A 359-nucleotide genomic window follows, 5' to 3' on the forward strand; every position below is an offset into this window, starting at 1 on the left:
AAAACCACTCCTTGCTCCCAACCCTGTAATTTGCATCACCTTGTTTTCAAATGTTTTTTCTAAAGGAAAGATACGCGGCATTTGGTAAATCATTTCATTAAAAGCACGATTATAATAGAGCCACTGTCGTGCAAAAGGACGGTATGAACTCTGAATAAGGCACGTCTCTTTAAGTTCAAAAACCTTTCCTTTAGCTAATTGTTGTTTAAGTGCACGGCTCCAACTAATCTTTTTGGCATCCGTGTTAACAAAACCGTTCACAGCATTCACACGCACCTTACGATCAGCATGTGAATAAGCATTATTAAAACGTTCCACTTCACTATTATAGAAAGCAATCATATTGCTCATATTCTTCG

At 37.6% G+C, this 359-nt stretch carries 1 protein-coding gene; it reads right to left on the reverse strand.

Annotation, left to right across the window (positions count from 1 at the left end):
- Positions 1-351, reverse strand: a 351-nt coding sequence (locus tag ACFIKU_RS10050) for a type ISP restriction/modification enzyme (RefSeq protein ID WP_375657422.1), incomplete at its 3' end; no start/stop codon positions are given.
- Between the last annotated feature and the right edge of the window lie 8 nt (positions 352-359).

Origin of the sequence: Bartonella sp. CM120XJJH (genome assembly GCF_042194715.1) — a bacterium.
Taxonomy (GTDB): domain Bacteria; phylum Pseudomonadota; class Alphaproteobacteria; order Rhizobiales; family Rhizobiaceae; genus Bartonella.